21 protein-coding genes are annotated in these 24,016 nt (G+C 63.2%); 3 read left to right on the top strand and 18 right to left on the bottom strand.

Annotation, left to right across the window (positions count from 1 at the left end; translation table 11 throughout):
- Positions 1-64 precede the first annotated feature (64 nt).
- Complete coding sequence (gene serB, locus OH764_RS07170) at positions 65-904, top strand: phosphoserine phosphatase SerB (RefSeq protein ID WP_498848533.1); 840 nt, start codon at positions 65-67, stop codon at positions 902-904.
- Between the two features lie 146 nt (positions 905-1,050).
- On the opposite strand, the gene OH764_RS07165 is transcribed toward serB, so the two are convergent.
- The 11 genes from OH764_RS07165 to OH764_RS07115 all read right to left on the bottom strand — a co-directional run bounded on the left by OH764_RS07165 (position 1,051) and on the right by OH764_RS07115 (position 14,566).
- Positions 1,051-2,235 (bottom strand): cystathionine beta-lyase, encoded by a 1,185-nt coding sequence (locus OH764_RS07165; protein ID WP_498848532.1) that lies wholly within the window; start codon positions 2,233-2,235, stop codon positions 1,051-1,053.
- A gap of 134 nt (positions 2,236-2,369) precedes the next feature.
- Positions 2,370-3,035: a hypothetical protein gene (locus OH764_RS07160; protein ID WP_498848531.1), complete on the bottom strand. Its 666-nt coding sequence runs from the start codon at positions 3,033-3,035 to the stop codon at positions 2,370-2,372.
- Positions 3,036-3,084: 49 nt separating this feature from the next.
- Entirely contained in the window at positions 3,085-4,269 is a 1,185-nt protein-coding gene (gene bktB, locus OH764_RS07155) for an acetyl-CoA C-acyltransferase family protein (protein WP_498848530.1), read from the bottom strand.
- 100 nt (positions 4,270-4,369) lie between these two features.
- Positions 4,370-5,305, bottom strand: coding sequence for a sugar kinase (locus OH764_RS07150; RefSeq protein WP_498848529.1), 936 nt, complete (start codon positions 5,303-5,305; stop codon positions 4,370-4,372).
- 3 nt (positions 5,306-5,308) lie between these two features.
- Positions 5,309-6,700 (bottom strand): 30S ribosomal protein S12 methylthiotransferase RimO, encoded by a 1,392-nt coding sequence (gene rimO / locus OH764_RS07145; protein ID WP_042318966.1) that lies wholly within the window; start codon positions 6,698-6,700, stop codon positions 5,309-5,311.
- Between the two features lie 240 nt (positions 6,701-6,940).
- A complete protein-coding gene (phaR, locus tag OH764_RS07140) occupies positions 6,941-7,564 on the bottom strand; it encodes a polyhydroxyalkanoate synthesis repressor PhaR (protein ID WP_020065866.1) in 624 nt (207 codons plus the stop codon).
- 129 nt (positions 7,565-7,693) lie between these two features.
- On the bottom strand, positions 7,694-8,434 hold the full coding sequence (locus OH764_RS07135; protein ID WP_020065865.1) for a 3-ketoacyl-ACP reductase: 741 nt from the start codon (positions 8,432-8,434) through the stop codon (positions 7,694-7,696).
- Between the two features lie 201 nt (positions 8,435-8,635).
- The gene (locus OH764_RS07130; protein ID WP_020065864.1) at positions 8,636-9,817 is read right to left on the bottom strand and encodes an acetyl-CoA C-acetyltransferase; all 1,182 of its coding nucleotides are present in this window, start codon (positions 9,815-9,817) and stop codon (positions 8,636-8,638) included.
- Between the two features lie 126 nt (positions 9,818-9,943).
- Positions 9,944-11,824: a class I poly(R)-hydroxyalkanoic acid synthase gene (gene phaC / locus OH764_RS07125; RefSeq protein WP_498848528.1), complete on the bottom strand. Its 1,881-nt coding sequence runs from the start codon at positions 11,822-11,824 to the stop codon at positions 9,944-9,946.
- Between the two features lie 607 nt (positions 11,825-12,431).
- Positions 12,432-13,292 carry a purine nucleoside phosphorylase YfiH/LACC1 family protein gene (pgeF, locus tag OH764_RS07120; RefSeq protein WP_498848527.1) on the bottom strand — a complete coding sequence of 287 codons (861 nt, stop codon included), beginning with the start codon at positions 13,290-13,292 and terminating at the stop codon, positions 12,432-12,434.
- Positions 13,289-14,566: an RluD family protein gene (locus OH764_RS07115; protein WP_498848526.1), complete on the bottom strand. Its 1,278-nt coding sequence runs from the start codon at positions 14,564-14,566 to the stop codon at positions 13,289-13,291. The genes pgeF and OH764_RS07115 overlap by 4 nt, the downstream gene beginning before the upstream one ends.
- 38 nt (positions 14,567-14,604) lie before the next feature.
- Here OH764_RS07115 and OH764_RS07110 point away from each other — a divergent pair, with 38 nt between their 5' ends.
- Positions 14,605-15,465: an outer membrane protein assembly factor BamD gene (locus tag OH764_RS07110; RefSeq protein ID WP_498848525.1), complete on the top strand. Its 861-nt coding sequence runs from the start codon at positions 14,605-14,607 to the stop codon at positions 15,463-15,465.
- A gap of 130 nt (positions 15,466-15,595) precedes the next feature.
- Here the strand turns inward: OH764_RS07110 and rlmD are convergent, their stop codons facing one another.
- The 6 genes from rlmD to surE form a co-directional block, all read right to left on the bottom strand.
- The gene (gene rlmD, locus OH764_RS07105) at positions 15,596-17,026 is read right to left on the bottom strand and encodes a 23S rRNA (uracil(1939)-C(5))-methyltransferase RlmD (RefSeq protein WP_498848524.1); all 1,431 of its coding nucleotides are present in this window, start codon (positions 17,024-17,026) and stop codon (positions 15,596-15,598) included.
- 98 nt (positions 17,027-17,124) lie between these two features.
- Positions 17,125-17,901, bottom strand: a complete 777-nt coding sequence (locus OH764_RS07100) for a 3'-5' exonuclease (RefSeq protein ID WP_027778413.1) — start codon at positions 17,899-17,901, stop codon at positions 17,125-17,127.
- A gap of 4 nt (positions 17,902-17,905) precedes the next feature.
- On the bottom strand, positions 17,906-18,985 hold the full coding sequence (gene rpoS, locus OH764_RS07095) for an RNA polymerase sigma factor RpoS (protein WP_020065857.1): 1,080 nt from the start codon (positions 18,983-18,985) through the stop codon (positions 17,906-17,908).
- 11 nt (positions 18,986-18,996) lie between these two features.
- Positions 18,997-19,935 carry a M23 peptidase family protein gene (locus OH764_RS07090; protein WP_498848773.1) on the bottom strand — a complete coding sequence of 313 codons (939 nt, stop codon included), beginning with the start codon at positions 19,933-19,935 and terminating at the stop codon, positions 18,997-18,999.
- Positions 19,936-19,940: 5 nt separating this feature from the next.
- Positions 19,941-21,071 (bottom strand): protein-L-isoaspartate O-methyltransferase family protein, encoded by a 1,131-nt coding sequence (locus OH764_RS07085; RefSeq protein ID WP_498848523.1) that lies wholly within the window; start codon positions 21,069-21,071, stop codon positions 19,941-19,943.
- A complete protein-coding gene (surE, locus tag OH764_RS07080; protein WP_110403186.1) occupies positions 21,068-21,826 on the bottom strand; it encodes a 5'/3'-nucleotidase SurE in 759 nt (252 codons plus the stop codon). Before surE ends, OH764_RS07085 begins: the two co-directional genes overlap by 4 nt.
- Positions 21,827-22,035: 209 nt before the next feature.
- Here surE and OH764_RS07075 point away from each other — a divergent pair, with 209 nt between their 5' ends.
- Positions 22,036-23,010: an NADPH:quinone oxidoreductase family protein gene (locus OH764_RS07075; protein ID WP_498848522.1), complete on the top strand. Its 975-nt coding sequence runs from the start codon at positions 22,036-22,038 to the stop codon at positions 23,008-23,010.
- A 127-nt stretch (positions 23,011-23,137) separates the two neighbouring features.
- Here OH764_RS07075 and OH764_RS07070 read toward each other — a convergent pair whose 3' ends face one another.
- Positions 23,138-23,962 carry an ABC transporter permease gene (locus tag OH764_RS07070; protein WP_498848521.1) on the bottom strand — a complete coding sequence of 275 codons (825 nt, stop codon included), beginning with the start codon at positions 23,960-23,962 and terminating at the stop codon, positions 23,138-23,140.
- Positions 23,963-24,016: the final 54 nt, after the last annotated feature.

Here is a 24,016-nt window from a genome sequence, read left to right as displayed (position 1 = left end):
CCGTTACAATAAGCGGATTTCCTGCGAGCCCCGCGCCCGCCTTCTTCTCGTCAATGCGTCGTTCATGAACCTCGTCATTCAAAGCCCCGCACCGATTTCCGCCGATCATCACAAAACGCTCGTTGCGCTCTCGCGCGGTTCGCACGCCACCGTCGTCGACGCAAACGCTATCCGCATCTCCGACGCCGATATTGCGCAGCGTCCGGACCTGGACGTTTATTGCGGCACGCATCGGCTGGACTACGCGTTTGTCGAGGCGGACCGTCAGTTGCGCGACTTCGGACTCGTCGCCATGGACATGGATTCGACGCTGATCACGATCGAATGTATCGACGAAATCGCCGACTTCTGCGGTCTGAAAGCGGAAGTCGCCGCGATCACCGAAGCCTCGATGCGCGGCGAGATCAAAGACTTCAACGAAAGCCTGACGCGCCGCGTCGCGCTTCTCAAGGGACTCGACGCGAGCGCGCTCGAACGTGTCTATGAAGAACGCCTGCAGCTTTCGCCCGGCGCCGAGCAGATGCTGGCGGGCGCAAAAGAAGCCGGACTGAAAACGCTCCTGGTGTCCGGCGGATTCAATTTCTTCACCGAGAAGCTGAAGGCACGGCTCGGCCTCGACTTCACGCGCGCCAATACGCTCGACATCGTGGACGGCAAGCTGACGGGCAAAGTGATCGGCGAAATAGTCAATGCCGATGTGAAAGCGCGCACGCTGCGCGAGACCTGCGCGCAGCTCGGCATCGAGCCGTCGCGCGCAATCGCAATGGGCGATGGCTCCAACGATCTCAAGATGATGGCCGAAGCGGGACTTTCCGTTGCGTTCCGCGCGAAGCCGGTCGTACGTGAAGCCGCCAGCGTGGCGTTCAACTACGTGGGACTGGATGGGCTGTTGCGGTTGTTTTGAGGTCTGCTGCGACGCGGGCGTGGTTGCGTCTTCGTTGCGTCGTCGTTGTACCTGATGGCCGCGACTCGTTGAGCGCAGCACAATAAAAAAGCCCACCGCGAACGCGCCGCGGTGGGCTTATTTCACTGCGCCGACGCAGCGTCAGTTCACGCGAGTGCCGCGAGACACTGCTCGATATCCGCGCGCAAATCGGCTTCTTCTTCGAGGCCGATATAGAACCGCACCAGCGTGCCGCGATGCGGCCACTCGCCCTCGGTACGCATCGATGCGATGTCGTACGGCATCACGAGGCTATGCGCGCCGCCCCAACTCCAACCGATGGCAAACAGCTCCAGCGACTCGCAGAAAGTGTCGATCTGCGCGGCGCTATACCGCCCGTCGAACACGACGGAAAATAATCCACCAGCACCCGTGAAGTCGCGCTTGAAGAACTCGTGCCCCGGACAGTCTTCAATCGCCGGATGCAACACCGCGGCGATCTCCGGCCGCGTCTTCAGCCACTGCGCGAGCGCAAGCGCCGACCGGTCGTGCTGCTGGAAACGCACCTGCATCGTTGGCAGGCTGCGCAGGATCAACGAGCAGTCATCCGACGACACGCCGATGCCCATGCGCATGCGCGCCGCCTTGAGCTTCAGATGCAGTTCGCGATCGATGGTAATGGTGGCGCCCATTAGCACGTCGCCGCCACCCGACTGGTACTTCGTGAGCGCCTGCACCGAGATGTCGACGCCGTGATCGAACGGACGGAAACCGAGGCCGGCGGACCAGGTGTTGTCGATTGCCGTCACCACGTTGCGGGCGCGGGCCGCCGCGGTGATTGCAGGTACGTCGGCCACTTCCATCGTCACGGAACCGGGTGCTTCCAGCCAGATGAGCCGCGTGTTCGGCTGGATCAGTTCGGCGATACCCGCACCGATCATCGGGTCGTAATAACGAACGGTCACGCCGAAGTCGCGTGCGAGCCAGTCGCCGTGATCGCGATTCGGCGAGTAGACGTTGTCGGGAATCAGCACGTCGTCGCCCGCCTTGACGAGCCCGAAGTACACATTCGAAATAGACGACAGGCCCGAAGGCTGCAACAGCGCGTGATTGCCGCCCTCGATCGTGGCAAGGCGCTGCGCGAGAGCGAGCGACGTGGGCGTTGCGTGCAGGCCATAGCGCCATTGCGCATCGTTTTTCCAGTCGAGCGCGCGCATGGTCGCGAGGTCCGGGAAAACGACGGTCGACGCGCGCGTGACCGGCATGGAGAAAGACTCGAAGCCCGGCGTGAGCTTGTCTTCTGCGTGCACGATGCGAGTTTGCAAAGACCGTTTGAGTTTGGATTGGGTCATGATGAATTCGATGAAGAAAGACGATGCGAAAAGCGGCGAACGCCGCGCCGCTCACGCAAGAGTAGACGAGTCGGCGGAATTTCGCCGCGCCGGGTGTGGGTGCTGCGAACCCGCGAAGAGCGCCGGGCGCAGAATCACTCGCCGGTTTGCAGGTTGCTGACGCCGCCGACCGGCCGGCCCGCACCCGTTGGGGCTGCTGGCGGAGCCGCGACTGCGGGCGCCGCCGCATCGGAGCGAGTCGCGGAAGCCGCGCCGCCCGCAGCGGTTTTGCCGTCTTTCGGAGCAGCAGCCGCGGCCGGCACCGCTTGCCCGGCTGCCAGCGGCTTGAGATCGAACGGCTGGGGATTCGAATCGTCGACGTTCATCCGGTCGCCGGCCACGGAACCGTCCGCCGCGAACTTGCCGACCCAGTTGCCGGTAATGTGCGTGCCGTCGTTCGACTCCTCGACTTCGAGCGTGTCGCCATCGCGGTCGCCGGCGATCAGAATCACTTCACCAGTATCCGTGAACTGATACTCGCCATGAACGCCGGACGGATCGTCCGTCTTCGGGCCAAGGCGCAGCACGATCTGGCGTGAGCCCAGCGTGCCGCTATAGCGCGGAAATCTGGCGAACTCGGGGCTCGGCTTGAGCGGCAACTGGATCGGCGGGGGCGCGGCGAGTTGCTTTACTGCATCGCTTTGCGCCCGCGCCGTTTCCGGCGACAACGCTACCGCGCTCATGGACAGCAATGCGGCAACGCTCATAGCCGTCCAGCCGCGCCGACGCATCGCGCCTTTAACCAGTTTCGATTCCTGCATCCGTTCTTTCCTCAATTACCTGGCTACTGCTTGCCGCGCTTCAGGCCACTCAGATCCGTTCGAAGATCGCGGCGATGCCCTGCCCGCCGCCGATGCACATCGTGACGAGTGCGTAGCGGCCGCCAATGCGTTGCAGTTCGTACAACGCCTTCACAGTGATCAACGCGCCAGTGGCGCCAATCGGATGGCCGAGCGAAATGCCCGAGCCATTCGGGTTGACCTTGGCCGGATCGAAGCCCAGTTCCTTGCTGACCGCGCAGGCTTGCGCGGCGAACGCTTCATTGGCCTCGATTACGTCGAGGTCGGCAACCGTCAGTCCGGCACGCTCGAGCGCCTTGCGGCTCGCGGGCACGGGACCGATGCCCATATAGGCGGGATCGACGCCCGCATGCGCGTACGAAACGAGCCGCGCCAACGGTTTGATGCCGCGCTGCTCGGCAACGCCGCGCTCCATCAGAACGACGGCAGCGGCCGCGTCGTTGATGCCCGAAGCGTTGCCCGCCGTGACCGTGCCGTTTTCTTTCGCGAACACGGGCTTGAGCTTGGAGAAATCTTCCGCCGATGCGTTCATGCGCGCGTGTTCGTCGGTATCGAACACGGTGTCGCCTTTCTTTGACGGAATCGTGATGGGCAGGATCTGTTCCCTGAAGTAACCGCTCGTGATCGCGTTGGCTGCGCGGCGATGCGATTCGAGCGCGAGCGCGTCTTGCGCTTCGCGCGAAATGTCGTATTTGCGCGCAACGTTCTCGGCGGTCACGCCCATGTGAATCGACTGGAACGGATCGTTCAGCGCGCCGACCATCATGTCGACGAGGCGCGCGTCACCCATGCGCTGACCGAAGCGCGCAGCGGGCATCGAGTAAGGTGCGCGGCTCATGTTCTCCGCGCCGCCGCCGATCGCGATGTCCGCGTCGCCGAGCAGCACGCTTTGTGCGGCCGACACGATCGCCTGCAAGCCCGAGCCGCACAGACGGTTCACGGTCAGCGCGGGCGTGTGCTGCGCCACGCCGCCGTTAATCGCGGCCACGCGGGCCAGATACATGTCTTTCGGTTCGGTATGCACGACGTTGCCGAACACCACGTGGCCGACTTCGTCGCCGGACACGTTTGCGCGCGCGAGGGCCTCGCGCACGACGCGCGCGCCGAGGTCTGTCGGCGGGAAGTCTTTCAGACTGCCGCCGAAACCGCCGATTGCCGTACGTACACCGCTCACTACCACTACGTCCCGTTGCATTGCTCGCTCCTCGTTTAGTCTCTCAAGATGGTTCGCTTTGGCTCGCCCCGTATTGCGGCGCTTGATGCAGCTCGTAATGCGGGCGCGTAAGGCGCGACGCTCAGCCCGCGAGAATCCGTTCGACCGCCGCCCGCGAAGGAATCGGCGCGACAGCGCCGTAGCCTTGCGTGGATAGCGCCGCGGCGACGTTCGCATAACGCGCCGCTTCAAACGGATCGTCGCCTTCTACTAGCCGTGCGATGAACGCGCCGCCGAAGCAGTCGCCCGCGCCGGTTGCATCGACCGCATTCACAACGTGACCAGGCACAACGCGCCGCTCGTCGGGCGTCGCGATGTATGAACCTTCCTTGCCCAGCTTCAGCGCAACCACGTGCGGGCCGTGCGCCAGAAGGAAATCGACGATCTCGTCGCGACCGGTCAAACCGGTGAGTTCGGTGACATCGTCCCAGCTTGGCAGGCAGATGTCGGTCTGGCGGATGGCTTCGAGCATCACCGCGCGGGCCCGGTTCAACGGCCACAGCTTCAGGCGCAAATTCGTGTCGAAACTTATCCGCACGCCATTGGCGCGCGCATGCGCAATGGCTTCGAGCGCTGCGTCGCACGCGCTCAGACTGATCGCGAGACTGATACCCGACAGGTGAATGACTTTGGCAGCGGCGATTGCGTCGAGCGGCAGGTCGCGTGGCGCATAACGGCTCGCCGCGGAACCTGCGCGCAGATAGTCGAACGCGTGGCCGTCCGGGCCATGCGAGACGAAGTAAACGCCAGTGGACGCATGCGGGTCGACTCGTACGAGCGCGGTATCCACTTGCTCGCGTTCCCACAGATCGATCAGCAGGCGCCCAAAATGGTCGGCGCCGACCGCGGACACGAAGCCGGTACGCGCGCCTTGCCGCGCTGCCGCGACGCAGAAGTTCGACGTGTCGCCGCCGAAGCCCTGCAGATAGTTCGGCTCGTCTTTCGCCGACTGGTTGAACTCGATCATCGCCTCGCCGAGCGCGAGGATTTCCGGTTTAGCCGACGTGTTCACCGACATCGTTCAGACCTCGCCCCACAGGTCGTGACCGTCTGCGCCGGTGATCTTCACCGACACGAAATCGCCGACCTTGTAACGTTTCGATGCCTTCACGGCGGGCGCGATATACACGACGCCGTCGATCTCCGGCGCATCTGCCGCGGTGCGGCCAATACCGCCGTCGGCATTGATCTCGTCGACCAGTACTTTCAGCGTCTTGCCGACCTTCTTGGCAATGCGTTTCGCCGACACCTCTTCGGCCACTTCCATGAAACGCGCACGGCGCTCCTCGCGCACTTCATCGGGCAACGCGCCGTCGAGCTCGTTCGCCGTGGCGCCTTCAACCGGCGAGTAGGCGAAGCAGCCGACACGATCCAGTTCGGCCTCGCGGATGAAGTCGAGCAGCGTCTGAAACTGTTCTTCGGTTTCGCCCGGAAAGCCCGCGATAAACGTGCTGCGGATCGTCAGATCCGGACACATTTCGCGCCACGCCTTCACGCGCTCCATCACTTTCTCGGCGTTGGCCGGGCGCTTCATGCGCTTCAACACTTCAGGATGCGCGTGCTGGAACGGCACGTCGAGATACGGCAACACATGCCCCTTGTACGGACCTGCCGCCATCATCGGGATGACTTCGTCCACGCTCGGGTACGGATATACGTAGTGCAGGCGCACCCAGGCACCGTACTGGGCCGCCAGTTCGCCGAGCGCGCCGACCAGATCGGTCATACGCGTCTTGATCGGCTTGCCGTTCCAGAAGCCGGTGCGATATTTGACGTCGACGCCGTAAGCGCTCGTGTCCTGCGAAATAACGAGCAGTTCCTTCACGCCGGACTTGAACAGATTTTCCGCTTCGAGCATCACGTCCGCGACCGGGCGCGATACGAGATCGCCGCGCATGGAAGGGATGATGCAGAACGTGCAGCGGTGATTGCAGCCTTCGGAAATTTTCAGATACGCGTAGTGACGCGGCGTGAGCTTCACGCCCGCGGCCGGCACGAGATCGACGAACGGATCGTGCGGCTTCGGCAGATGCGTGTGCACATGCTGCATCACTTCGCCCAACGCGTGCGGACCGGTGACGGCCAGCACCTTCGGATGCACTTCTTCGATGAGCCCCGAACCGCTCGCGCTCTTCTTCGCGCCAAGGCAGCCGGTGACGATCACCTTGCCGTTTTCATTGAGTGCCTCGCCGATCGCGTCGAGGCTTTCCTGCACTGCTTCGTCGATGAAGCCGCAGGTATTGACGACCACGAGGTCCGCGCCGTCATACGTGCCGGAAATCTCATAGCCTTCGGCGCGCAGCTGCGTGATGATCTGCTCGGAGTCGACGAGAGCTTTCGGGCAGCCGAGGCTGACGAAGCCGACCTTCGGACTGGAAGGCGTCGGCGAGGTGGAGGAAATGGTCTGCGGCATAGGTGAATCCGGCGTATAGCGGTGACGTGGCGACAATGGGGACGATCGGGACAGCGCGGCAAGGACGGAGAACGGGTCGTTCACAACGCCCAGATCCGGAGAACGAGCGTCCCGCGCACGCAACCCGCTATTGTACCGCGCTCGCGGCGCTCAGCCTGTCGCGTGCCGCACCAGCCATGCCGCAAGTCCGCGCCGCTATGCGCTGCACGGCTAGACGCCGCGCCAGGCGGGCTCGGACGGCTACTTCTTTTCCGGTTCGGGATTGGCCTGCGGGCTAGCGGGCGCCGCGGTGTTGGCGCCGCCCGGCACGTTGACCGCGCCGCCCGGCGTGAACGGGAATGTGGCGAACATGGACTTCGCCTGGTTCTGCATCTGCTCCTGCATCTGCACGAACATGTTCTTCGACTGCTCGATGTAGCTCGTCATCATGCCTTGCATCATCGGCGCCTGCATGTTCATGAACTGCGACCACACCTCGGGGTTCATCGCCTTGCCTTCATACAGGTTCTTCGACTGGTCGGCGAGCTTTGCCTGAATGTCGATGAAAGCCTGGATGTTCTTCTCCAGATACGTGCCCATCATGCCCTGCATCGCGTGGCCGTAGAAACGGATGATCTGCGACAACATCGACGACGAGAACATCGGCAAGCCACCGCTCTCCTCCTCGAGAATGATCTGCAGCAGGATCGCACGCGTCAGGTCTTCGTTGCTCTTGGCATCGATGACCTTGAAATCCTCCTGGTCCAGCACGAGTTGCTTGACGTCCGTCAGCGTGATGTACGTGCTTGTCTCGGTATCGTACAGCCGACGATTCGGATATTTCTTGATCAGTCGTTCGGCTGCTTTCTTTGTAGTAGTAGTCATGTAACGCCTTTGAGCGCAAGTAGAGCGCGGACGGCGTGCCGGCTGCGCAATCGGGCATTTGCGCAACCGGGACGCCGCCGGAACCATCCGAGCCAGACCGCGCTGCCTTGTGAGCGGCGCGCCTGTAACTCAGCCCATATGCAAACCGCCGTTCAGCGAAAAATCCGCGCCCGTCGAAAAACCCGATTCTTCCGACGCGAGCCACGCCACGATCGAGCCGATTTCGTCCGGCTGTCCGAGGCGGCGTACCGGAATCGTCGCAACGATCTTCTCCAGCACGTCGGGGCGGATCGACTTGACCATGTCCGTGCCGATGTAGCCCGGCGACACGGTATTGACCGTCACGCCCTTGGTGGCCACTTCCTGCGCGAGCGACATCGTGAAGCCGTGAATGCCGGCCTTCGCGGTCGAGTAGTTGGTCTGGCCGAACTGCCCCTTCTGCCCATTCACCGACGAAATGTTGATGATGCGGCCCCAGCCGCGCTCCACCATGCCGTCGATCACCTGCTTGGTGACATTGAAGAGACTCGTCAGGTTGGTATCGATCACCGCGGTCCAGTCTTCGTGGGTCATCTTGCGAAACACCACGTCGCGTGTGATGCCCGCATTGTTCACCAGCACGTCGATCTCGCCGACTTCGGCCTTGACCTTGTCGAACGCGGCTTTGGTCGACTCCCAATCGCCGACGTTCCCTTCGGACGCGACGAAATCGAAGCCCAGCGCCTTCTGCTCTTCGAGCCACTTCACGCGGCGCGGCGAATTCGGACCGCAGCCCGCGATGACCTTGTAGCCTTCCTTGTGCAGCCGCTGGCAGATGCTCGTGCCGATGCCGCCCATGCCGCCCGTTACATACGCAATTCGCTGTGTCATGACCTTGACTCCATTATCGTTTTCGAGGCGCCGACCGGCTGCTCCGACCGGCTACCCCTGCCCTCGCCTGATGCTTGATCGCGCCGCCCTCTCGCGAACGGCTGTGAGGCAGCTACTGCGCTCGCGCGCCGCGTGCGGCGCGCCTGAACACCTAATCCGTCACCTGCTCGTGCTTCGCGCGCAGGCGAGGCGCGCGTTCGTTCAAACCCGCTCGAGCGCCAGTGCGACGCCCATGCCGCCGCCGATACACAGCGAAGCGAGACCCTTCTTCGCATCGCGCTTCTGCATTTCATACAGCAGCGTGACGAGAATCCGGCAGCCGGACGCACCGATCGGGTGGCCGATCGCAATCGCCCCGCCGTTCACGTTGATCTTCGACGTGTCCCAGCCCATCTGCTTGTGTACCGCGAGCGCCTGAGCGGCGAACGCTTCGTTGATTTCCATCAGATCGAGATCGTTCACGCTCCAGCCTGCCCGCTCGAGACAGCGGCGCGAAGCCGGCACCGGGCCCATGCCCATGACCTTCGGATCGACACCCGCGTTCGCGTACGCCTTGATGCGCGCAAGCGGCGTGAGGCCGAGCGCTTCCGCTTTCTTCGCGGACATCACGAGCACCGCCGCCGCGCCGTCGTTCAGACCTGACGCGTTGGCCGCCGTGACCGTGCCTTCTTTCGAGAAAGCCGGCTTGAGTCCTGCAAGCGATTCAGCCGTCACGCCGTGGCGCACGAACTCGTCGGTGGCGAAACGCACCGGGTCGCCCTTGCGTTGCGGGATTTCGACCGGCACGATTTCGTCGTCGAAACGGCCCGACTTCTGCGCGGCTTCGGCCTTGTTCTGCGACAACGCCGCAAACGCGTCCTGCTGTTCGCGCGTGATGTCGAATTCCTTCGCGACGTTCTCCGCGGTCACGCCCATGTGGTACTGGTTGTACACGTCCCACAGGCCGTCGACGATCATCGAGTCGATCAGCTTTGCGTCGCCCATACGGAAGCCGTCGCGCGAGCCAGGCAGCACGTGCGGTGCGGCGCTCATGTTTTCCTGACCGCCGGCGATCACGATGTCCGCATCGCCCGCAATGATCGCGTTGGCGGCCAGCATGACCGCTTTCAGGCCTGAACCGCAGACTTTGTTGATCGTCATGCCGGGCACTGCCGCAGGCAGACCGGCCTTGATCAGCGACTGGCGCGCCGGATTCTGCCCCGAGCCCGCCGTCAGCACCTGACCCAAGATTACTTCACTCACCTGCTCGGGCTTCATGCCCGCGCGTTCCAGCACCGCGCGGATCACCGTCGCGCCGAGCTCGGGCGCCGCGATCTTCGCGAGCGACCCACCGAATTTGCCTACTGCCGTACGGGCGGCCGATACGATCACAACATCAGTCATTTCGATATCCTCCGGGCACATCGGCTGATTACGCCGCAGCCCGTCACGTTAAAAAATCTTGTTGCTCGTAAAAAACGCTCACTCGTCCCGTTGCCTGCGTACGGTCGAACCGCACGCCACAGCGCCTCACTCGCGTTGCCGCACGTAGCGCCCCGGCGCGGGTTCGATTACCGGGAACTCCTGGGAGCCCGCCGCCGCGCGCGGCTTCACCTTTTTGCCGCCGTACTGATCGAGCCATGTGGTCCACTCGGGCCACCAGCTGCCGGGCACTTCTTTCGCCGCGTCGAGCCATTCGTCGGGCGTTTCCGGCAACTCCGCGGTTTCACCGTCGAGGGTCCAGTAGCTGCGTTTCTTTTTCGCGGGCGGATTGATCACGCCGGCTATATGACCGGACGCGCCCAGTACGAACTTCAACGGTCCGGTGAGGAGCGGCACCGACGCATAAGCCGTTTGCCACGGCACGATATGGTCTTCGCGCGAACCGTAGATGAAGGTGGGCACGTCGACCTTCGACAGGTCCACCGGCTCGCCGCAAGTAGTCAGCGCGCCTGGCTCGCGCAGACGGTTTTCGAGGTACGTATTGCGCAGATACCAAACATACATGGGGCCCGGCAGGCTTGTCGAGTCGCTGTTCCAGTACAGCAGGTCGAACGGCACCGGCGTGCGTCCCTTCAGATAATTGTCGACCACGTAGTTCCACACGAGGTCGTTCGGCCGCAGGAACGAAAACGCATTGGCGAATTCAACCCCGCGCATCAGTCCGGGCGGCGTACCGTTCTTGCCGCCGATGGTCTGCTCGCGCATCTGCACATGCGCTTCGTCGACGAAGATATCGAGCACGCCCGTATCGGAGAAGTCGAGCATCGCGGTGAGCAGCGTCATCGACGCAGCCGGATGTTCGCCGCGCGCCGCGGCGACCGCGAGCGCCGTGGCGAGCAGCGTGCCGCCTACGCAGAAGCCAAGCGTGTTGATCTGCTCGCGCCCGCTGATCCGGCTCACCGTTTGCAATGCCGTGAGAACGCCTTCACCGACGTAGTCGTCCCACGTTTTATGGGCGATCGACGCATCCGCGTTACGCCAGGAGATCAGAAACACCTGGTGTCCCGAATCGAGCACATGCCCGACCAGCGAGTTCTCCGGCTGCAGATCGAGAATGTAGTACTTGTTGATGCAAGGCGGCACGATCAGCAACGGACGCTCGCGCACGGTCGCCGTGCGCGGCTTGTACTGGATCAGCTGCATCAACTCGTTTTCAAAAACGACCGAGCCTTCGGTGGTCGCAAGATTTTCGCCGACCACGAAGCGCGATTCGTCTGTTTGCGAAATCTTGCCGCGCTGCATGTCCGTAAGCAGATTCATCACGCCTTGACGCAAGCTCTCGCCATGGCTTTCGAGCAAGGTTTTTTGCGCCTCGGGATTCAACGCGAGGAAGTTGCTCGGCGATGCGGCGGCCGTCCATTGCTGAACCGCGAAACGGATGCGCTCGCGCACTTTCGGCTCGGCTTCCAGCGCGTCGACCATTTCCTGCAGATAGCGCGCGTTCAGCAGATACCAGGCAGCGGTGAATGCGAAGGCTGGTGTGGAACTCCATGCATCCGAACTGAAGCGGCGGTCCTTGAGTTCGGGCGCCTTAGGTGCCGCGCCGTTGCCGCTCGCCTGCTGGAGCAGGACCATTGCTTCGCGCGTGTAGTCGGCTTGCAGTTTCTGCAGACGCTCGGGCGGGATCGCCGCGGCTGGCATGTTCAAGCCTGCCAGCGACGGCATGGCTGGCATCGCGCCCGCTGCCAGCTTGCTGAAGTCAGGCATGCCAGGGAAGCCGGGGAAAGACCCGAGTCCAGGAAACGTCGCTGGAAATGCACCTGGAAACGACGGCATTTGCGGCAAGCTCCAAGGTACCGCGCCTTGCGCTGGGGCAACCTGCGGCATGGCGAACGGCGTGCCGTTGCCAGCGGGCGCCGCGCCGAGCGCGCGCCACGCATTTAACCAGGCGTCGAAAAATTGCTGCATGCCCGCGGCCGGTGTAGCTCCGCTCGTGTCGGCCTGCTGCGTTTGCTCCTTCGAGGAGTCGGTGCTAGGGGAAGCTGAGGAATGAGAAGCTGCCATACCTGCTTTTGACCGGTAAGTCCTTGCGGACGGTTGAGAGGCAGGTTCTTGCGCACGTGGGCGATCGCTCGCGCCCCCGTCACGCCCTGTCCCATGTACGAGGAGCTGTGAGAAACATTCTTGCTCCCCATCGCAAGGCATGTCAATGCTTGTTCCCGATTTTGCCGCAGTGCGATAGTTTTTTAATTATCGTTTTCCCTGTATCGCCTGTCGTGATTTTCGGCCATATGTCAAACGCATGGCCGATCTGCAAAAAAGCTCGCGTTATAAGGCGCTTTAATCACATTTATGAACTGCAGCACAACGCTGAATCGCTGCTCGTTTATCGACTCGCTCAGGTTCCGGCAGCGCAGCAAAAAGCGTAGTGCCCCGCGCTTCAGGACACGAGCAGACGCATGCTCGTAGAATGCCCGATATGCGACGCGTGCGAACGATCGCCTCATGCCGAGGCCGCACGTTAGTCGTCATATCTTTAGGTCCAGGGATCACACCGCGCGTCAGTCGCTGAACGTCAGTCACCGAGTGTTTGAGCCTGATCGTCGAGCCAGATCAAGGCGGCCATCCGGCCGGTCTCCCGATCGCGACGATACGAATAGAACCGTTCACGTTGCGTGACCGTGCACAGATCGCCGCCGACAATGCGCGTCACGCCAAGCCGCTGCAAGCGCAAGCGCGCCAGTGCAGGAAGGTCCGCAAGGTATTTGCCGGCGTTTCGCGGATGTTCGACGAAAGCGCTCGCCGTGGCCTCGCGCCCGCTTTCATCCGTGCCGTTCATGAAGGCGTCGCGCACATCGGCACCCACTTCGAACGACTCTGGTCCGATGCACGGTCCGAGGTACGCGTGCAACTCGCCCGTTTGCACACCGGCGAGCTCCGCGACGCGCTGCGCCGTTTGCTCCACGATGCCCGCCGCGAGTCCGCGCCATCCCGCATGCGCCGCGCCGACTGCGCGCCCCGCTTCGTCGCACAGCAGCACCGGCATGCAGTCGGCGATCATCACGACGCACGCGATGCCCGCGCGATCGGTGACGCTCGCGTCAGCCTGCGCCGGCGCACCGCTCGCGCGCGCTTCGCGAAGCGCGTCTTCTGCGCGCACGATGCGCGCTCCGTGAACCTGATCGAGCCACGCTGCCTCGGTCAAGCCGGTCAGTGCGAGGAGCCGCGCGCGATTGGCGGCGACGGCCGCCGGATCGTCACCGGACTTCATCCCGAGATTCAGGCCGCCGGGCTGGTCCGCGCCGTCGCGCCAACGCCCGAACGGCGGCTCGCTCACGCCGCCGTCGCGCGTGGTGACGAGCGCACGCACGCGCGGCGCCACGTTCCAGGCGGGTTGCACGACATCGGCAAAGCTCAGTTGCGGCAGGCTCGTCATGCGCGATCGTCCTCGTCTTGCTCTGAATGGTCCGCGGCTGCGTCGTCTTCATCGTGCTCATCGAGGTCGTCCATCTCCTCGCCGGGCGTTGCTTCGTAGCCGTCTTCCTCATAGTACGTCTCGTCGAACTCGCCCGCATCGTCGCGGCCGAGACCGAGCGCCGCCGACAGCGCCGCGATGTCCTCGGGCACGTCGGCGCGCCATTGCATCGTGCGGCCGGTTTTCGGGTGAATCAGACCGAGGCGCCATGCATGCAGCGCCTGACGCGCGAACTCGCCCGGCAGCGGCGTAACCGAGCGCTTGCCGCGGGCGCGCCCATAGACAGGATCGCCCAGCAGCGGGTGGCCGATGTGCGCGCAGTGCACGCGAATCTGATGCGTACGGCCGGTTTCCAGATCGCAGTGGATCGCGGTGACCGGCTGACGCTGCCAGATCGCCGTATCGACGCGCCGGAAATGCGTGCGTGCCGGTTTGCCCGATGCGCCCGTGACCACCGCCATGCGGGTACGCTCGCGCGGATCGCGGCCGATCGGCGCGTCGATCGTGCCTTCTTCGGGCATGTTGCCCCAGACAAGCGCGAGATACCGGCGCTTCACCGTGCGCGCCTGCAACTGGCGCACGAGGTCGGTCTGCGCTTCGAGCGTACGCGCAACCACCATCAGCCCTGACGTTTCCTTGTCCAGCCGATGCACGATGCCCGCGCGCGGCAAGCCCGCCGCCGCGTCTCCATAACGGTAGAGCAGACCGTTCAGCACCGTGCCGCTCCAGTTGCCGGCCGCTGGATGCACGACCATGCCGGCCGGTTTGTTGATGACCACGAGTGTGTCGTCTTCGTAGACGATTTCCAGCGGCACCGGTTCGGGCGTGAACGCGAGCTGTTCGGGCAGCAGATCCGGCACGAGTTCGATCGTCGCGCCGAGCGGAACCGGCTGGCGGATTTTCGCGGGCTTGCCGTCGATGCGCACGCGCTCCGCCTCGATCCAGCTTTGAAGCCGGTTACGCGAAAACTCGGGGAACACGCGCGCGAGCACCTTGTCGAGGCGCTCGCCTGCCAGTTCGTCGGGCACCACGACATGGCGCGGCGTTTCGTCGGTGACACGGTTCGCCACGGTGGGTACCGTGCTGGCCGCACGGGCCTCGCCGAGCGCGTCGACGCCGAGATCGTCGTCGAGCGAATCGGCGCCCAACGCGTCGGAGGGGTCGGCGCTTACGTTATAATCTTCGTTGCTATTCCCGGCACCGGTTGCAGCGCCTGGAGTATTTGAGCGGGTCATTGAGTCTGGGTCACCTGGACGTAAAGCTAGACTGGAAAATGCGAGCCTTGAACACCATCACTAAAGCGGCGATCAATTTGAAGGCCATAAAGAACGCGGCCCGGAAAGTGGCCGGATACATTGCGTGTGCCGCAGCCGTCGCGGTTGTTGCGGCTTGCCACGGCCTGCCGGAAAAGACCGACGAAACGGCAACGTGGAACAACAACAAATTATATACGGAGGCGAACGACGCCTTGAGCGGCGGCGATTTCGGCAAGTGCGCGAAATACTTCGAGATGCTCGAAGGCCGCGACCCGTTCGGCCACTTCGCACAGCAGGCGCAGATCAACGTCGCGTATTGCAACTGGAAAGACAATGAAGCCGCGGCCGCCGATCAGGCTATCGACCGCTTCATCCAGCTGCACCCGGATCACCCGGACATCGCGTATGCGTACTACCTGAAGGGCATGATCCACTTCAACGACGACCTCGGGCTCTTCGGCCGCTTCTCCGGTCAGGACATGAGCGAGCGCGATCCGAAGTCGCTGCGTGAGTCGTACGACGCGTTCAAGGTCGTCGTCGACCGTTACCCGAACAGCAAATACGCGCCCGACGCTGCACAACGCATGCGCTACATCGTGAACGCGCTTGCGTCTCACGAAGTCCACGCGGCAGACTACTACTACCGCCGCGGCGCCTATGTGGCTGCAATCAACCGCGCGCAACTCGCGTTGAAGGAATACAAGAACGCACCGGCTATCGAAGACGCACTGCACATCATGATGCTGTCGTACGAGAAGCTGAATCAGCCGCAACTGGCCGACGACACGAAGCGCGTCCTCGCCGGCACCTTCCCCGACAGCCCGTACATCACCGGCCACGCAAGGCCGGGTAAGGAAAAGTCGTGGTGGCAGTTCTAAGCCGCGCGGCACGCTAAAACATCGGCTGCAAGTGAAAAACGCCACGACCCAGGTCGTGGCGTTTTGCTTTGCGCGGTCGGTCTACGGTCGGCCTATGCCGTCGCTAGTGGGTTCGTGCGTTCGCGCTTCGTCAATCGCGCTCGAACAACGCAATCGACTCCACATGCGACGTGTGCGGGAACATGTTGACGACACCGGCACCCACCAGCCGGTAGCCCGCCTCGTGCACGAGCAGACCCGAGTCGCGCGCAAGCGTCGACGGGTTGCAGGACACGTAGACGATTCGCTGCGGCAGCGGCCCGTCGCCGTTCTGAGCGATCTCCGCCAAAGCTTTCGCGACGGCGAGCGCGCCTTCGCGCGGCGGGTCGATCAGGAACTTGTCGAAGTGGCCGAGCGCGCGAATGTCGTCGGCGGTGACTTCGAAAAGGTTGCGGCACGCGAACAACGTGTGCGCCGCCACGCCGTTCAGCTCGGCGTTGGCGAGCGCGCGCGAGGTCAGTACTTCGCTGCCTTCGATACCCACTACTTCCTTCGCGACACGCGCGAGCGGCAGCGTGAAGTTGCCGATGCCGCAGAACAGGTCGAGCACGCGGTCGGTGCGCGCCGGCGCCAGCAGACGTAGCGCCCGGCTCACGAGCACGCGGTTGATCGCGTGATTGACCTGCGTGAAGTCGGTCGGCTTGAACGGCATCCGGATGTCGTATTCGGGCAGCGTGTAGTCGAGCTGGACGTCGAGCGGATAAAGAGGCTTGACGGTATCGGGCCCGCCCGGCTGAATCCAGAACTGGACCTTGTGCTCGTCGGCGAACTCGCGCAGCACCTGCTCGTCGGCAGGAGTCAATGGCTCCAGGTTGCGCACGACGAGCGCCGTCACCGACGAGCCGACCGCCAGTTCGAGTTGCGGCATGCGGTCGTAAATGGACAGCTTGCGCACCATGAAGCGCAGCGGCATGAGCATGGCTGATACATGCGGCGGCAGAACCTCACAGGTTTTCATATCCGCGATGTAGCTGCTTTTCTTCTCGTGAAAGCCGATGCGCATGCCGCCTTTTTCCGGCAGGAAGCGCACCGCGAGACGCGCGCGGTAGCGGTATCCCCAGGCCGGTCCGTGAATCGGGCGGAACACCGTTTCAGGGCGCAGCTTCGCCAGATGCTGAAGGTTGTCCTCGAGCACGCGTTGCTTGACCGCGACTTGCGCGCGAATATCCAGATGCTGCATCGAACAGCCGCCGCAAATGTCGAAGTGCACACACTTCGGCTTGGTGCGCATCACGCTTTCGCGGAACACCTGAACGACTTCGGCCTGCTCGAATTTCGGCTTGCTGCGATGTGTCGAGTAGCTCACGCGCTCACCGGGCAACGCGCCTTCGACGAACACCACCTTGCCGGGCGTGCCGTCCTCGCTCTCCATGCGGCCAACGCCGCGGGCTTCCATATCGAGCGAAACGATTTCAATGACCGGTTCATTGCCGGTAATGACGAGCGCTGGCGCCGGAGCGGGCGTCTTATGATATTTCGACGGGCGCTTCGGCGAGCGACGGTGGGGGGCAGTTCGGGACACCTGCGACTTCCTGGCAAACTTTGGGGAAAGGCGAGATTGTAGACGAAGCGCCGGGCGACGCCCTCACCCCACGCGCATCGCCGGCCCCGCCTGCAGCGCTACTGATCGAACGCGGCAAGATACTCCGCCCATTGTGGCGCCGTTTCGAGCGCCAGTGCGTTCTTGACCAGATTGATCTCGTCGGCGTATTCCGCGGCGGAAAATGCGCCGCGAATGAGCTGAAAGCGGCAATAGAGCAGATACGTATTTACGACGTCGGTCTCGCAGTAATTGCGGATTTCCTCAATCCGCCCTTCCTGATAAGCATGCCACACCTGGCTGCCGTCCATGCCCATCTTGCCGGGAAAGCCGCACATTTTCGCCAGCGCGTCGAGCGGCGCGTTGGCACGCGCCTGGTACATCGCGAGCACATCCATCAGATCGGTGTGGCGCGCATGATAACGGCTGATGTAGTTGTTCCACTTGAACTCGCGGTCGTCCTCGCCGAGATCCCAGAACCGGTAGGCGGGTATCCCGTTGACGAGCGCGCGATAGTTCAGCACCGGCAAGTCGAAGCCGCCGCCGTTCCACGACACGAGCTGCGGCGTGTACTTCTCGATCACGCGATAAAACGACTGCACGAGCGCCGCTTCGCCGTCTTCCAGCGTGCCGAGCGAGCGCACGCGAAAACCGTTGTTGTCGCGGAACACGCAGGAAATCGCGGCGATCCGTTGCAGATGATGCGGCAGAAAATCGCTACCTGTCTTGTCGCGGCGGGCGGCAAACGCATGCTCGGCGACTTCGGCGTCGCTCATTGTGGCGGGCAAATCTTCGAGGCGGCGGATGCCGGCGACATCGGGAATCGTCTCGATGTCGAAAACAAGAATCGGTGTCATCAGGTTAGAGAACGGCGTCTTTCCGAACGCCGTTAGAGGCGAAAAAGCGCTTTAAGCGCACGAGCGCTTCTTGTTGGATCTGGCGCACCCGCTCGCGCGTGAGGCCCATTTCATCGGCGAGTTCTTCGAGCGTGGCGGGCTCGATGTGGTTCAAGCCGAACCGGCGTTCGATCACATGACGGTGCTTGTCCGACAAGCGTGCAAGCCACGCGCGCGTAAGCGTTTCCAGTTCCCGATGCTGGACCTCCGCGTCCGGCGACTGGCTCTGGTCGTCGGACAACAGATCGAGCAGACTGCTGGCGGGATCGAGATCGAGCGGTGCATCGAGCGAAGCCGTGTGCTCGTTCAGCGCGAGAATGTCGGTGACCTCGTCAGTGGTCTTACCAGTCAGATACGCAATGTCGTCGATGCTGGCGTCGCGGCGCTCGGCTGCTTCGCCGGAATTCATCGAATTTTTTTCCAGATGGCGCTTTGCGCGCAGCACCTGATTGAGCTCGCGAATCACGTGCACCGGTAAGCGCACCGTGCGAGCCTGGTTCATAATCGCGCGCTCGATGCTCTGTCGTATCCACCAGGTCGCGTAAGTAGAAAACCGGAAGCCGCGCGTGGGATCGAATTTTTCAATCGCATGCATGAGGCCGAGGTTGCCCTCTTCGATCAGATCGAGCAGCGGCACGCCGCGGTTCAGATAACCCTTAGCGATGCTGACGACAAGCCGCAGATTGCGCTCGATCATTACCTGCCGTGCTTCGAATTCGCCCGCCTTCGCAAGACGGGAGTACTTCTGCTCCTCTTCGACAGTGAGGAGCGGCTTCACGCTGATGCGGTTCAGATAATGCTGGATCGTGTCGGCCGTCAGTTCGGCCTGCAGCAGCGCGCGGAAGTCGTCGGCGTCGGGCACGACCTCGGCCGCGCCTTCGCGCGCGTCGCCGCCTTCTTCCGCGCTTTGACGCTCGTCGAGCTCGCGTTCTTCAACAGTCTCTTCTTCCGCTTCGGAAGCGCCGCTTTCGTCCACCGAAGCGGACGTGGCATCGCTGATCGTTTCAGATTCGGCTTGCGGCAGGCGGCGCTTCGATTTCGGCATGGTCGTATCGCTTATTGCGGCGGCAAATACTTCAATGGGTCGACAGGTTTACCCTGTCGGCGAACTTCGAAATGCAACATGACGCGGTCTGAATCGCTGTTACCCATCTCGGCGATTTTCTGCCCTTTCGTTACCGCGTCCCCCTCTTTTACCATCAAAGAGCGGTTGTGTGCATATGCGGTGAGATAAGTTGCATCATGCTTGATGATAATGAGATTGCCGTAACCACGCAGCCCATTTCCGGCATAAACCACGCGGCCGTCGGCGGAGGCCTTTACTGTATCGCCCGCCGCGCCGCCAATGTTGACACCTTTGTTTGTCGAATCGTTAAACGTACCGAGCAACGGACCACGCACCGGCCACGCGAAGTTCACGTTGCCGGATGCGCCGGCGCTCGAATCGCTCGCCGCACCTGTACTGGACGGCGGCGTGAGCGCAGCGTTGTTCGCAGTCGTACCGTAGATGGGCGGCGCGGCGACGCCCGCCGCCGCACCCGCGGACGGCGACGTGCCGTTCAGCGGCGCGCCCTGCACTGTGCCGGTGCTGCCGATGGGCGCGGTCGTCACGCCCGGCGTCAACGCGGCGGTATTGGCGCCCGGCGGTACCACGCGCAGCAGTTGATCCACCTCGATCTGATTCGGGTTCGTGAGATTGTTCCACGCAGAAATGTCACGGTAGTTCTGGCCGTTCTCGAGTGCGATCCGATACAGCGTGTCACCGGGCTTCACGCGGTAGTAGCCCGGCGGCGGCGGCCCGAGCGGCACCGGCGGCTGCTGCGCAGCCTGCGTGCTGAGCACATTGCCGCCGGAGCGGTCGACGACCGGCGCCTGGTCGAGCCGGGATGCACAGGCTGTCATCAACAGGGACAAGGCGAGCACGCACACGCTGCGCTGGGTTACGGACATAGGGATATTCAGACTGGTTCTTTGCATCGCGCGCAACATACTCATCGGTGTCAAATCACTCCGGATTTTAAGGGTACAAAGAAAACGCGATCAAGCCGCGACTCCCGCCACTGCGCCGGTCCGAGACGCTCGACGAGCGTCAGTACCTGGCTCTGACCTTCCTGGGAGCCGACCGGCGCGATCAGACGGCCGCCGATCGCGAGTTGTTCAAGTAATGCTTGCGGTACGTCGAGGCCCGCGGCGGCGATCAGAATGGCGTCGAACGGCGCCGCCGACGGCAGACCCAAACGCCCGTCACCATAGTGCAGCCGGATGTTCGGAATTCGCAGCGGACGCAAGTTTGTCTTCGCGCGCTCGGACAACGGCTTGATCCGTTCGATCGAATACACCTCGCGCGCAACCTGGCTCAGCACCGCCGCCTGATAACCGCAACCCGTGCCGATTTCGAGCACGTTGGTCAGCGTGCGGCCCGCCGCCGCGAGTTCGATCATTCGCGCGACCACCGACGGCTTCGAGATAGTCTGGTGATGCCCGATCGGCAGCGCCGCATCTTCGTAGGCCTGAACCGCGAGACCCGGATCGACGAACATGTGGCGCGGCACGACCGACATCGCATTCAACACGCGCTGGTCGGTAACGCCGTTTGCACGCAGGCGTTCGACCATGCGTTCGCGAACCCGTTCCGAGGTCAACGCCATGGCGCCGTTCAAAGCGACGTTCGGCGCTGCGCTGCGCTCTGCCGGCCGGCTTGCGGATTTTGCCGTCGGCGCCAATTGTGCAGCCGGTTTGGCTGGCGCTCGCGCGGGCGCTGGTGCCGGCGCAGCGATTCTGCCCGATGACGACGGCCGCACACTCGCAGTTTGCACGACAGGCCTTGCCGACGTTTTCGGTGCAGGCGCGGGCGCGGCGAGCGGCTTTGGCGGCGTCATGACTTGTGGCCTCGTCTGCGCACCGACCGGCGACTTTGCCGCGACCGGCGCCTGCGCTCGACCTTGCTTCGACTGCGCTTTGCCCGCCCCACCGGGCTGCAGATTGCGGGCGGGCTGTTGCCGCGCATTGAGCGCAGCACTCGCGGCGAGTGCTGCGGCGCGCACCTCGCCCGGTCGGCCTTCCGGCCGGCGCGGCTCGCGCACCAGATCCTCGAGACCGAGCGGGAAGCGCTTCGCGCGCTCGCTCGTCATGAAGCGCCGCTACCCGCGCGCGCCCAGTCGCGCGCCGCCGGCAGCATCTGCGTGTGGGTCAGATCCAGTTGCAGCGGCGTGATCGACACATGGCCGTTGGCGACTGCGTGGAAATCGGTCCCTTCGCTAGCGTCGCGGGCGCTGCCCGACGGCCCGATCCAGTAGATCGGCTCGCCGCGCGGATTAGTCTGGCGGATGACCGGCTGGGACGGGTGCCGCTTGCCAAGACGCGTGATATGCCAGGTGCGCAATTGCTCGTACGGCAGGTTCGGAATATTGACGTTCAGGAGCGGATGCCCCGGCAGCGGATGTGCAAGATAGTGCGCGACGATCTCTGCGGCAACGCGCACCGCGTCTTCGAGATGCACCCAGTCCTTGTCGACCAGCGAGAAGGCGATGGCCGGCACACCGAACATGATGCCTTCCGTAGCGGCCGCGACGGTGCCCGAATAGAGCGTGTCTTCGCCCATGTTCTGACCGTTGTTGATACCCGACACGACGAGATCGGGCGTGTGGTCGAACATGCCCGTCAGCGCGATGTGCACGGAGTCGGTGGGCGTACCGTTCACGTAGTAGAAACCATTGGCCGAGCGCAGCACCGAAAGCGGCCGCGACAACGTCAGAGAATTGGACGCGCCGCTGCAGTTCTGTTCGGGTGCCATCACGGTCACGTCCGCGAGCGGCTTGAGCGCTTCGTAAAGCGCGGCAAGGCCGGGCGCCAGATAGCCGTCGTCGTTGCTGAGTAGAATTCGCATGCGGCGATTGTAACCGAGGAAAGAAGGCGCGCGAACGACACGACCGGGGTGTTGCGCGCACCACGCAAAGCGCAGGCGCCGGGCTCGCGATAAGGTGCACGAGGCTTGCAGCAACGCGACCTGCGCGCTCAGCTAAAGGAGATAAACGTACGGTCGTACGGATGCTTTACACTCGGAGCGACTGTGAACCACGACCGAATGGAGACACGATGCGCGCGATTCGCTGCAATCAATATGGGCCGCCCGAGAGCCTCACCGTAGAGAACCTGCCGGACCTTCTGCCCGAGACAGGTCAGGTCGTGATCGACGTGAAGGCCGCGTCCGTCAACTTTCCCGATGTGCTGATCATCGAGAACAAGTATCAGTTCAAACCGCCGTTGCCCTTTACACCCGGCTCCGAGGTCGCGGGAATCGTGCGCGCGGTCGGTGCGGGCGTCACGCAGTTCACGCCGGGCTCGCGCGTGGTCGCGTTCACCGGTTCGGGCGGCTTCGCGGAGCAGGCTGTCGCGAGCGCGTCGGCATGCGTTCCGCTCGCGGACGGCGTCGACTTGGAACTGGCTGCGGCCTTCACGCTGGCGTATGGCACGTCGCACCATGCGGTCGTGGATCGCGCCGCGTTGCAAGCGGGCGAGACGATGCTCGTGCTAGGGGCGGCAGGCGGTGTGGGGCTCGCGGCTGTCGAAATCGGCAAGGCGCTCGGCGCTCGCGTGATCGCGGCCGCTTCGAGCGACGAAAAGCTGGCCATATGCAAAAAGCATGGCGCGGACGCGACGATCAACTACAGCACCGAAGACTTGCGGGAGCGCATCAAAGCACTCACCGACGGCCGCGGACCGGACGTGATCTACGACCCGGTCGGCGGCGTGTATACCGAGCCGGCGTTTCGCAGCATCGGATGGCGCGGGCGCTATCTGGTGGTGGGGTTTGCGAACGGCGAGATCCCGAAGCTGCCGCTCAATCTGACGCTGCTTAAAGGCGCAAGCGTTGTCGGCGTGTTCTGGGGAGATTTCGCCAAGCGCGAGCCCGAGCGCAATCATGCCGCGTTCGAACAGATGGTCGGCTGGATAGGCGAAGGCAAGCTCAAACCTTACGTGTCGGCGCGTTACCCGCTCGAAGAAACGGGGCGCGCGCTTCGCGATATGGCCGAGCGCCGGGTAATCGGCAAGGTGGTGATTACCCCATGACTGGAAGCGCCCCGCGGCTACGGTAGGGTTGCAGCCGCACAGCAGACCATTGGCGTTCGGCAAAATAAAACAGCGTGTGGCTCTTCAGCTCACACGCTGTTTTTCTTGTCTGCGGCGTTTGCGATTCCTAGAGCTTTTCGGTATCGCCGGTTTTCGGCTGCCACTTCATCAGATGCCTTTCCCCGACGCCGACAATCGCGTCGAGAACCAGCGCGAACGCGGTCAGCACCAGAATGCCCGCGAACACCGTGTTGATGTCAAAGGTGCCTTCGGCTTGCAGAATCAGGTAGCCGACGCCGCGCGCCGAGCCGAGATACTCGCCCACCACCGAGCCGACGAACGCCAGGCCCACCGACGTATGCAAGCTCGAAAACACCCAGCTCATCGCGCTCGGCAAATAGACGAAACGCAGCAACTGCTTGCCGTTCGCACCGAGCATGCGCGCGTTGGCGAGCACGACCGGGCTCACTTCCTTCACGCCCTGATACACGTTGAAGAACACGATAAAGAACACCAACGTGACGCCCAACGCGACCTTCGACCAGATGCCGAGACCGAACCACACGCCGAAAATCGGCGCGAGAATCACGCGCGGCATCGAGTTCGCGGCCTTGATATACGGATCGAATAGCGCACTCGCGAGCGGCGACAGCGCAAGCCACAAACCGACGCCAAGACCCAGCGTCGTGCCGAGCGCAAACGCGAGTACGGTCTCGAGCAGCGTGATCCACAGGTGCAGATAAATCTCGCCGGTCGTGAACCACTCCCAGATCCGCAGCAGCACTTTTTGCGGTTCGCCGAAGAAGAACGCTGCCTTGTTCGGGTCGTCGAAATAAAACGCCGGCAAGAGCGTCGGGCTCGTCAGCACGTACCAGAGCACGAAGCACAGCACGAGCAGCAGCCATTGCCAGATCACCAGATTCGCCCGGTTAGGGCGCAACGTCTTCCACATGACTCGGTTTGCCTTAGACGATTGATAGACGTAAAACGTGACGCGCGCCAACGG

The sequence above is a fragment of the Burkholderia sp. M6-3 genome (assembly GCF_050858985.1).
Lineage (GTDB): Bacteria > Pseudomonadota > Gammaproteobacteria > Burkholderiales > Burkholderiaceae > Paraburkholderia > Paraburkholderia caledonica.
This window is presented reverse-complemented; position numbering and strand designations above follow the sequence as displayed.